Origin of the sequence: Microcoleus sp. AR_TQ3_B6 (assembly GCF_036702785.1) — a bacterium.
Lineage (GTDB): Bacteria > Cyanobacteriota > Cyanobacteriia > Cyanobacteriales > Microcoleaceae > Microcoleus.
In genome coordinates this window covers 1-11,077 of sequence record NZ_JAUBVJ010000137.1, presented here as the reverse complement: position 1 = coordinate 11,077, position 11,077 = coordinate 1, and the positions used below count along the sequence as shown (strand labels likewise).

Sequence of the window (11,077 nt, the reverse complement as noted above, 5' to 3'; positions counted from 1 at the left end):
GTTGGCGCTGGTGTTGGCGCTGGTGTTGGCGCTGGTGTTGGCGCTGGTGTTGGCGCTGGTGTTGGCGCTGGTGTTGGCGCTGGTGTTGGAGATGGTGTTGGAGATGGTGTTGGAGATGGTGTTGGAGATGGTGTTGGAGATGGTGTTGGAGATGGTGTTGGTGCTGGTGTTGGTGCTGGTGTTGGTGCTGGTGTTGGAGTAATGATAGTAATATTGCCCTGAGTGTAAGTGCTAGGCGGCACCGGCACCGGGAACTGCGGCGAAATTGTCTCGGAACCGGATGCGATCGCTCCCGTCGTCCCATTCCTTCTCGGATCGCCGACAATAAAGGGTGTAGTAGTGCTCCCCCCGTGGCGAATAGTAATCGCCCCGCCACCCGTGCCATTAGCGCTGGAAATGCTCGCATCTACACCGCTGCTGTCTCTAAAAATGCCGCTGACTCTGAGCAAATTGCCAGCCGTGAGGTCAATACTGCCGCCAGTAGACTGAAGAGTGCCTGTAACGGCGATGTCGTTGGCAGCTTTGAGAGTAATATTACCCCCATTCGTGGCGATCGCATCCAGCGCAATGTCCCTTCGTGATTCCAAAATCACAGGCCCGCCTGCTGTCGAAATCGCTCCCACTCCGATGCTATTGCCCGAAGCCACACCCCCAGAACCAAAAAATGTCTCCCCAGCCATGACATTCGGCGGCAGATTCGCAGCATTCGCCAAAGTCGAAACCCCCGATCGCAGAATTAAAGCTGCACTACCTGAAAGCACCGCCGCATCTGGATCGGCAGCACCTGACAAAGTAATATCTGGCCGAGTGATACTAATATCTCCCCCCGCGATCGCACCTTTTGCTTCCACCTTAAGAGAGGTTCCAGTATAATCCCCAAACCTCACATCTCCATCCGAACTGATAATCGGGTCGAACAAACTCACAAACCTGCCGCCATCGCCAGACAATGTGAGAATAGCAAAATTACCACCGGCAGCGAAGTGAGCATCACCGGAAACAGTGCCATTGCTCAATAAAGTGATATCCCCGGAGGATTGGAATGCAGGCTTAGGGTAATTTAGCGCGAAAATATCAATATTTTGATTACCTTGTATAGTAAGATTGCCACCTGCGATCGCCCTGAAAGGATAACCTCCATCCCGCACCCGCACCGTATCTCCTGCCAACAGATACAAATTCTTCTCAGTAAGTAGCTGGCTTTCTACCAAAGTGAGATTACCCGCTGCCGAGAGTGTAGCATTCTGACTATTAACAGTAGAACTAGCAATTGCCACATCTCCGCTTTCCACCCTCAAACCCGCCGTCAAAACCACTTCTCCGGCACCGTTAACCGAGATACCAGTAGCAGATTTCTCACCTGCGCCGGCAAGCAATTGCGGAAGAGACAAAGGCAGAGATAATTGCCCATTCTGTGCCAACAATCCCCCGTCAACCGCCCCAATTTCTAAGCTTAATAAATGCCCTTCTTGACTAATCCTAACTGCATTATTACCAGGGACAGCAGCGATAATAATATTACCTTGGGGAGCCTTGACGGAACCCGTACTCACGACATTGCCGCCAATTAAACTTATACTTTCTCCAGGCCTAACTGCTAAATTACCTGCATTGAGGATACTTCCGGGTTGGCTGAGATTAAAGTAAAAACTGTTCGGACTTCCTATTAGCGTACTGTAAGAGTTCGCCCCTACCATATTGAACAAACCGGAATCAAAACCGATGTTAGTAGCAGTAGTAGCCGTAAAAGCCGCCGGAAGATTCAAGCTAGCATTAGGACCAAATATAATACCAGAAGGATTTATTAAAAACAGGTTAGAATTCCCGCCACTTACTTGAATTAAACCGTTAATAATAGAAGGATTGCCGCCTACTACCCGTCCTAAGATATTGCGAATAGCGGGAGTAGAAATAAAATTAGCAACCTCCCCTTCCCTCAGCCCAAACTCTTGAAAACTGTGGAAAAGATTCGCTCCATCTCTAGAAGTTTGGCCGCCTGTAATATTCAAGCGATCGCCGCTAGGCGTCACAGTAGTGCCAGCGTCATTGGGTGCGGGAACAATGGGTTGTCCTTGAACCACCCCTGTACTCAAAATAGTGGCTGCGCTCGCTAGCATTGCTGCACTCTGTATAGAAAAGAAGGCTAGTTTCATTAGATATCTCCACCAAATAAACTAAGAGTGCGAGCGCTTCAATATTATCATAGAATTTTCCCTTAACTTTTATCAGTCAACGTCGGAAATAGAAAAAAATCCCTGAGAAACCACAAGGCTATTGGGTCTAAACTCGAACCAACTCATAGGAATAATTACTCATGCTTAAACTTTGTATAACCAGCAGCCAAAAGTTCCAGATAATTTTCAAATTCGCATCATCAAAGGCGGAGGTGGTCGCCCACCTAAACTAGAGATTGCCGATCAGATTCTCCTGACCAAGCGTATACTTACACCATATTGATACTCCTCACATATGAACTCCAAGTCAATATATTACAGATGCTCACAAAAAATAAAATATACCCTTTCTCAGTAACATGAGGTACTATCTGGCATAAGGTATAGGGCTCCGTGGGCCCACGGGCATAGGGCATAGGGTATACCTCACCACGCGATCGAACCGCTATAAATAGAAGGCTAGAAAAGATTTTTTGTAAAACCTATAATTAGCTGGGTAAATATTTTTCGACTGGCAGCCGAGAGATTTCGAGGAAAATTTGACAATTATGAGCCAGTAATTCTGCTCGTATGTGGATTAATAATGGCGGACTGGTGCAATAGTTAAATCTAAATAAAAGTAGCTATAAACAGGAAAAAAAGTGAAAATTAGGCAATAAAAATCTGGGACTTTTTATTAAAAAATCTTTCAACCCTTATTTAAGCGTTGGTTTATGGCTGCCATCTATGGGGCAGGTAGCCATAAACCAAGTGGGAAGAGGTTTTAGGAGTTTTTGGAGATATCTAATGGTTTCAGGGATTAAGAACGTCCTCACCATCGGGCGCCGTTGCTATATCTCAACGTCAAGGCAACAGAAAATGCGATCGACGGTTAACGCACAATACAAACTAGGCTCACGAAATCCCGGCAACCAGAAAGTATTTGCAAGCTGCTACCCGAAAAACTAAACATTTGTTAACAAACTTTATTTTTTCCTTTTTAACGCGCTATGGTCGAAACTAAAGCTGGTGCGTTTTGACTGCGCGTTAATTTTTACCTGAAAAATCAATATGCTCTCTATTGCAGGCGTTGCCGCCCAGACACTTCTCTATGAAAGTGCCAACTCTCTGGTTTACCGGGCGATTCGGGAAGCAGATAAAGGGCCGATTATCCTCAAACTGCTCAAAGAGAGCTACCCCACACCTGAAGAATTGGTGCGCTACCGCACCGAATACCGCATCACCCAAGAGCTAAAACAGCCGGGAGTCGTGCAGGTTTATGACTTGCAAAAATACCAAAACAGCCTCGTGATGTTTGTCGAGGACTTTGGCGGCGAATCCTTGACAATTTGGATGCAGCAGCGCTCGTTTACTCTCGAAGAATTTTTACAAATTGCGATCGCCACTACAGGAATTTTAGGGCAAATTCATAGGGAAAACATCATCCACAAAGATATTAACCCTTCTAATATAGTTTACAACCCCCAAACGAAACAATTAAAAATTATTGACTTTGGCATTTCCACTCAGCTAACGCGAGAAACGCCGAACCTGAAAAACCCCAACGTTTTAGAAGGCACCCTCGCTTACATTTCCCCGGAACAAACTGGCAGGATGAACCGCGCTCTCGATTACCGGGCTGATTTTTACTCCCTCGGTGTCACCTTCTACGAATTGCTGACAGGACAACTGCCTTTTGAGACAGAAGATGCATTAGAGTTAGTTCACTACCACATTGCTAGACAACCGATTCCTCCCCACGAAATCGATCCCACAATCCCCCTAATTCTCTCGCAAATAGTCAGTAAATTGATGGAGAAAAATGCCGAAAACCGCTATCAAACTGCCTGGGGGCTAAAGCACGATTTAGAGAGTTGTCTGATTCAATTACAAGAAACGGATAGCATAGAACCATTTGACTTAGCAACGCGGGATATTACAGGCAGTTTCCTGATTCCCGAAAAGTTATACGGCCGGGAAACAGAAGTTTATAATCTATTAGTGGCTTTCGAGCGAGTCAGTACAGGTAGCGCCGAAATGATGCTGGTGGCTGGATTTTCTGGGATTGGTAAAACCACAGTAGTGAACGAAGTCCACAAGCCAATAGCCAGACAGCGGGGCTATTTTATAAAAGGCAAATACGACCAATTCCAGCGAAATATCCCTTTCAGTGCATTTGTGCAAGCATTTCGGGAATTGATAGGGCAATTATTATCAGAAACTGACGCTCAATTACAAAAATGGAAAACTCAGATTCTGACAGCATTGGGCGACAGCGGGCAAGTGCTAATTGAGGTAATTCCTGAGTTAGAGCGCATTATTGGCCCTCAAAGTCCTGCACTAGAACTGTCGGGGACTGCCGCCCAAAATCGCTTTAATTTGCTGATGCAAAAGTTTGTGCAAGTATTTACTACTGCCTCACATCCCTTAGTGATGTTTTTGGATGATTTGCAGTGGGCAGATTCGGCATCCCTGAAGTTGCTACAACTGTTAATGCAGGATAGGGGGCATCTGTTAGTGTTAGGTGCTTATCGGGATAATGAGGTGTCCGCTGCTCATCCGTTTATGTTGACAGTGGATGAGATTGTGAAGTCTGGGGCAGTGGTGAATACTATTACCCTGCAACCGTTGAGTTTAGCAGATATCAATCAGTTGGTAGCAGATACGCTGATTTGCGATTTATCTTTAGCCGGACCCTTGACAGAATTGGTTTATCAAAAAACAAAAGGTAATCCCTTTTTCTCTACTCAATTCCTCAAGTCGCTCTATGAAGATGGTCAAATTATCTTTGACTGGGAGGTACGACATTGGCAGTGCAATATTTCTCAAGTTACATTTGCCGACGCCTCGGATGTGGTGGAGTTTATGGCGGTGCAATTGCAAAAGTTGCCCGGAGAAACTCAGGAGGTTCTCAAACTTGCCGCCTGCATTGGGGCGGAGTTTGATTTAGATACATTGGCAATAGTCAACGAAGAATTACCAGAACAAACGGCATCAGCACTTTGGAGAGCATTACAAGAAGAACTCATTTTACCGATTACAGAAGGCTATAAATGCTTCATTCCAACAGACGATCGCTCCCATACAGAGTCTATTACCAATCCAACTTATCGCTTCCTGCACGATCGCGTCCAGCAAGCAGCTTATTCCCTAATTTATGAAAATCAAAAACAAGTAACTCACCTGAGAATCGGACAATTACTTCAGAAAAATTACTCAGAAATAGAACAGGAGGAAAAACTCTTCGATATTGTGGGTCATTTAAATCGAGGACAGGAGTTAATTACTCAACCTAAAGAACGGGAAATGTTAGCAAAACTCAACTTAAAAGCTGGAGGTAAAGCCAGAAATTCTACCGCCTACGGAGCCGCAATGGTCTATCTGCAAACAGGCATTAATTTACTCAGAGATAACTGCTGGCAAAGTCAGTATAAATTGACACTAAACCTATATGTAGCTACTGCTGAATCAGCCTATTTGAATGGTGATATTGACCTCATGGAACAGATGGCATCACAGGTGTTACAGAATGCTCAGACGATTTTAGACAAAGTTAAAATTTACGAAATTCAGATATCCGCACGGACAGCCCAAAACAAGATGTTAGAAGCAATCGCCGTGGGCACAAATGCACTCTTACAACTGGGGGTTGAATTCCCAACTGAACCTGACCAAGCTTTGATTAGTAAAGCGCTACAAACCCTGAAGAGTCAACTTCAGGGCAGACAAATTGAAGAACTGGTTGACCTACCTGTGATGACGAATTCCCAGACTCAGGCCGCTATGCAAATATTAGGAATGTTACCGGGACCGATTTTCATGGGAAAGTCCGGTTTACTACCACTCCTTAGCTCAACGATGGTGAGTTTATCGCTCTCCTTTGGGAATGCACCCGAATCAAGTGTGGGGTACGCACTTCACGGTATGATGTTGTGTGGTTTTTTGGGAGAGGTAGAAACAGGCTATAGCTTCGGTCGATTGGCACTAAACTTGCTATATCGGCTCAATTCACGAGAATTAAAATCCATTATTCTGATTTTGTTTGGGGCTTTTATACAGCATCATAAGGAAGCTATGAGAGCAGTGATATCAACCCTAAAAGATGGCTATATGGCTGGCATGGAAGCTGGCGATCTCGGTAACGCTGGCTACAACATAAATTTTTACTTTAATACCAACTTTTTCAGTGGGGTAGAACTAAACACTTGCGAACCAGAAATAGGAAGTTACAGCGTCGTCATGGCTGAGGCAAAACAATATTCTGCTCAGGATTCTTTGGATATGATGTGGCAGACGATGAAAAACTTGAGAGAAACTGTAAGTCAACCAGATTGTTTAATAGGAACTGCCTACGATGAAACCGTAATGATTCCTAAGCACCATCAAAACAATCAACTCGCAGGGATTGCTACTATCTACATCTACAAACTGTTGCTTGCTTACATATTTAGCAATTACACTGCTGCACTAAACTACATTGCCCAAGCCAAGCCTTATTTGATGGCAGTATCGGGAGGTGTTCATCTTCCCATTTTCCATTTCTATGCCGCCCTTACCCACCTAGCAGTTTTTCCCACCCACCCAGAAATTGAGCAAGCCGGAATTATTGCTGAGGTGGAAATTTATCAAGCTACGCTGAAACAGTGGGCTAATTATACTCCGATAAATTATCTGCATAAATGGTATTTAATTGAGGCAGAACGCTATCGAGTTTTGGGCAATAAAGCTGAGGCGATTGAAATGTACGATCGCGCCATTTCAGGAGCCCAAGAAAATAAATTCCTCAACGAAGAAGCACTAGCTAATGAACTAGCAGCCAAATTTTACTGGGAATGGGGTAAAGAAAAATTTGCTCAAATCTACATAATTGAGGCGTATTATTGTTATATCCAATGGGGAGCCACAGCTAAGGTCAAAGATTTAGAAACGCGATATCCCCAGTTATTAAAACCAATTCAACCGAGAAATAAAAACACTAAAACTACCGCAAGAGTAACTACTGGTTCGGAATCTAACTTAGATATCACCACAGTAATGAAAGCTTCTCAGACAATTTCCGGTGAAATAATGCTAGATAAACTCATGTCGAGCTTGATGAAAATTTTGATTGAAAGTGCGGGGGCGCAAAGAGGATATCTAATATTATCAAACCAGGGACAACTGTTCATTGAAGCTGAAGGGACAATAAATTCCCAACAAGTCACCGTGTTGCAGTCAATCCCAGTTGAAACCTGTCAAAAACTTTCTGGAGCAATTGTTAATTATGTGGCCCGCACTCAAGAAAGCGTGGTACTAGATGATGCTGTCCGAGAAGGACAATTTACCAACGACCCCTACATCCAAAAGCATCAGCCCAAATCAATTTTATGTGTGCCGCTAATTAACCAATCTCAAATCGTTAGTATTGTTTATTTAGAAAACAATCTGACAGCCGGAGCTTTTACCCCAGAAAGAGTGGAACTATTAAAAGTGTTATCGGGACAAGCCGCTATCTCACTTCAAAATTCTCAACTCTATACAGAAGTACGCGAAAATGAAACCAGGCTGACTCAATTCCTAGAAGCGATGCCAGTAGGGATAATGGTACTCAAACCCAGTGGTACACCTTACTACGTTAATCAGAAGGCGCAGCAGCTTCTGGGAAAAGGAGTTGTAGCAGATGCCACGCGCGAGCAATTAACAGAGGTTTATCAACTATATACTGCTGACACTTCCCAGCCCTATCCTGTTGAAAAAATGCCTGGAGTGCGGGCATTAAATGGTGAAAGTTCCACTGTTAATGATATAGAAATCTACCAGACTGACAAGGTTGTACCGCTCGAAGTTTGGGGAACACCTATTTATGATAATCAGAGCAATATTGCCTACGGTATAGCAGCATTTCAAGATATAACAGAGCGGAAAAAAGCTGAAACAGAGCGGCTGAGGTTCACCCATCAACTTTTTCAAATCAACAAAGCTTACGAGCGCTTTGTACCCAGTCAATTTCTGCAACTTTTGGAAAAATCTAGTATTATTGATGTGCAATTAGGCGATCAAGTACAGTTAGAAATGTCAGTGCTATTTTCTGATATTCGTGACTTTACGACAATTTCAGAAAAGATGACACCCGAGGAGAATTTTCAGTTTATCAATGCTTATCTCTCTCGGATGGAATCAGCGATTATTGAAAATAAGGGCTTTATTGATAAATATATTGGTGATGCAATTATGGCGCTATTTAGCGGTCATCCTGATAATGCAGTAAACGCCAGTATTGTGATGCTGCATCAACTTCAAGTATACAATCAAGAGCGGGTTAATTCTGGTGAGCCCCCGATTAAGATTGGGATTGGCATTAATACTGGGAATTTAATGTTAGGCACCGTGGGCGGGCAAAATCGCATGGATACGACGGTAATTAGTGATGCGGTGAATTTAGCTTCTCGTGTGGAAGGATTAACAAAAACTTATGGTGTTGCTTTACTGATTACACAGCAGACTTTTAACAAATTAGCTAATCCTAGCAACTATGCTATGCGGATGATCGCTGAAATTAGCGTTAAGGGAAAAGTAGACTTATCGACAATTTATGAAGTTTTTGAGGCAGATATTCCGGAAACCAAGCGAGGTAAATTAGCAACAAAAGATTTATTTGCTCGAGCTTTAAGTTTATACCGCAAACAACAATTTATCGCAGCCACCGAATTATTTGCTGAATGTTTAAAGGTCTGCCCTTCGGATCAAGTTGCTCAAATTTATTGGGAGTGGTGCGATCGAAAAAATCTTACTTTAAGCATCGAGCTATTAGAGAGAAGTTTAGCATTAATTAAACCTAAATCTGAGGAATTTGTCAGTGATTTTTATGAAATTCTTTTTCAGGAATCTCCTCACATTGAAACTCTTTTTATGCATACAAACATGGAACAGCAAAAAGAAAAGCTTTGGCAAAGCTTAGAAGTAATTATTGAAAATTTACGGAAACCTAAGTTAATTAATGTTTTTGCTAAAGGATTAGGTGCAACTCATGCCAAATATGGCGTTTTACCAGAACATTTTCCTATTGTTGCCAATGCACTCATTCAAGCCCTGAAGGCGCAGATGGGTTTAGAGTGGACACCGGAAACTGAAAAAGCTTGGGTCGATGCTTATACAATTATTCAGTCAGCTATGATTGATGGAATGACAGTTATCTGACCTTACATTATTACACCTCGAGTCCCTGACGGCTTTGATAGTCCGCTTCTGGTGAGAGTTGGCGACGGCGTAGCGCCAGGGAACTCTCACCAGCTATAGCAGATGTTGAAGGCTTTAGTTATCTAGAAGAGAAGAAAAATGCAATTGGGGGCAATGGTTTGAGCGATTAAGAAGGTCCTCACCATCGGGCGCGGTTGCTATATCTCAATATCAAGGCAACAGAAAATGCGATCGACGGTTAACGCACAATACAAACTAGGCTCAGGAAATCCGGGCAACCAGAAAGTATTTGCAGGCTGCTACCCGAAAAACTAAACATTTGTTAACCAACCTTTTTTTTGCCTTTCTAACGCGCTATTCTCGAAACAAAGCTGGTGCGTTTTGACGGCGCGTTAATTTTTAGCAGAAAAATCAATATGCTCTCTATTGCAGGCGTTGCCGCCCAGACACTTCTCTATGAAAGTGCCAACTCTCTGGTTTACCGGGCGATTCGGGAAGCAGATAAAGGGCCGATTATCCTCAAACTGCTCAAAGAGAGCTACCCCACACCTCAAGAATTGGTGCGCTACCGCACTGAATACCGCATCACCCAAGAGCTAAAAGAGCCGGGAGTCGTGCAGGTTTATGACTTGCAAAAATACCAAAACAGCCTCGTGATGTTTGTCGAGGACTTTGGGGGCGAATCCTTGACAATTTGGATGCAGCAGCGCTCGTTTACTCTAGAAGAATTTTTGCTTCTTGCGATCGCCACAACTGAAATTTTAGGGCAAATTCACAGGGCAAACATCATCCACAAAGACATTAACCCTTCTAATATAGTATTCAATCCGGCGACCGGGCAGCTCAAAATTATCGACTTTGGTATTTCTACTCAGTTAACGCGAGAAACACCAACCCTGAAAAACCCCAACATTTTAGAAGGAACCTTAGCCTATATTTCACCTGAACAAACGGGCAGAATGAATCGCTCTCTCGATTATCGAGCTGATTTTTACTCGCTCGGCGTCACATTTTACGAATTGCTGACAGGAAAACTGCCTTTTGATACAGAAGACGCTTTAGAACTGGTTCACTGCCACATTGCTAGGCAGTCGGTTCCGGCGCACGAAATCGAGCCAGAAGTTCCCGTAATTGTGTCTCAAATTGTCAGTAAATTGATGGCGAAAAATGCTGAAAACCGCTATCAAACAGCAGGGGGGCTAAAGCACGATCTAGAAATGTGTCTGGTTCAATTACAAGAAACGGGTAACATTGAGCAGTTTGCCTTGGGAACGCGGGATATTACCGACCGTTTCCTGATTCCCGAAAAGCTTTACGGCAGAGAAAATCAAGTTTGTAGTCTATTAGCAGCCTTTGAAAGAGTCAGTACAGGTAGCGCCGAAATGATGCTGGTAGCTGGCTTTTCTGGGATTGGTAAAACCTCCGTAGTGAACGAAGTCCACAAGCCGATAGCCAGACAGCGCGGCTATTTTATAAAAGGCAAATACGACCAATTTGGGCGCAATATTCCTTTCAGCGCATTTGTGCAAGCATTTCGGGAATTGATGGGGCAATTATTATCAGAACCGGATGCTCAATTACAAACATGGAAAACCCGAATTGTAACAGCATTGGGTGATAGCGGGCAAGTGCTAATTGAGGTGATTCCTGAGTTAGAGCGCATTATTTGCGCTCAAAGTCCTGCACTAGAACTGTCGGGGACTGCCGCCCAAAATCGCTTTAATTTGCTGATGCAAAAGTTTGTGCAA

General features: G+C 43.7%; 3 protein-coding genes. 2 read left to right on the top strand and 1 reads right to left on the bottom strand.

What is annotated here, in order from left to right; all coding sequences use genetic code 11:
- The coding region (locus tag QUB56_RS34705) for a filamentous hemagglutinin N-terminal domain-containing protein (RefSeq protein WP_332960903.1) at window positions 1-2,117 on the bottom strand (2,117 nt) is incomplete at its 3' end.
- A gap of 1,107 nt (window positions 2,118-3,224) precedes the next feature.
- Here QUB56_RS34705 and QUB56_RS34700 point away from each other — a divergent pair.
- Both QUB56_RS34700 and QUB56_RS34695 read left to right on the top strand, forming a co-directional pair.
- Window positions 3,225-9,329 carry an AAA family ATPase gene (locus QUB56_RS34700; protein ID WP_332960902.1) on the top strand — a complete coding sequence of 2,035 codons (6,105 nt, stop codon included), beginning with the start codon at window positions 3,225-3,227 and terminating at the stop codon, window positions 9,327-9,329.
- A gap of 416 nt (window positions 9,330-9,745) precedes the next feature.
- Window positions 9,746-11,077: protein kinase domain-containing protein (locus tag QUB56_RS34695; protein ID WP_332960901.1), on the top strand; the 1,332-nt coding region annotated here is incomplete at its 3' end.